The organism is Porcipelethomonas sp. (assembly GCF_051893655.1).
Lineage (GTDB): Bacteria > Bacillota > Clostridia > Oscillospirales > Ruminococcaceae > Porcipelethomonas.
This window is the reverse complement of the sequence record NZ_JBJFHN010000115.1, coordinates 1-700: the sequence shown is the minus strand read 5'-3', so window position 1 is coordinate 700 and position 700 is coordinate 1. Positions and strand designations below refer to the sequence as shown.

1 protein-coding gene is annotated in these 700 nt (G+C 33.0%); it reads left to right on the top strand.

The annotated features are described in order from the left end of the window. Positions 1 to 374: 374 nt before the first annotated feature. Positions 375 to 700: ParA family protein (locus ACI4WO_RS06665; protein ID WP_439806780.1), on the top strand; the 326-nt coding region annotated here is incomplete at its 3' end.

Sequence of the window (700 nt, the reverse complement as noted above, 5' to 3'; positions counted from 1 at the left end):
CGAGGCTTTCTATTATTCGTTCCCTTAAATAAGGTTCGACAACTTACTTTTTGAAAAAAGTAAGACAAAAAAATTTATACGTGGGTTTCTTTTGAGAAATTTACGGATAAAGTTTTTTCTTTGTTTTACTTTCTTTTCACATAAAAAGAAAGTAAAACAAAAAATTTCCTTACGCTTTTACAAAGTGTATATTCAAAAAATAAACAATAAAAAATTTCTTTGTTATCTTTCTTTTCAAGAAAGTAAATGTTCCATGTTCCACGTGGAACATTTTTTTATGCAAAAAACAGCAAAAAATTCTCAAATACCTTTACATGAAAGCCGGAAAGTGGTATAATTTAATATAGTGCAGAATAAAAACGGAGGAATGAACAATGGGAAAGGTTTATGCGGTAGCAAATCAGAAAGGCGGAGTGGGTAAGTCAACCACTGTTGTAAATCTTGGGGCATATTTAGGCTCAAGAGACAAAAAAGTTCTGTGCATTGATATTGATGCACAGGGAAATACCACCACCGGACTTGGAATCAAAAAAAAATCTATTCAGTATTCCTCGTATGATGTGCTTATCGGTCAGGTGAGAATTCAGGACGCTATTATAAGAACTGATTTTAAAAATGTTAGTATCGTTCCTGCAACCTCTGCACTTGCCGGCGGAGAAATTGAAATGATTGAACTTGATGACAGAATGAACAGACTTAA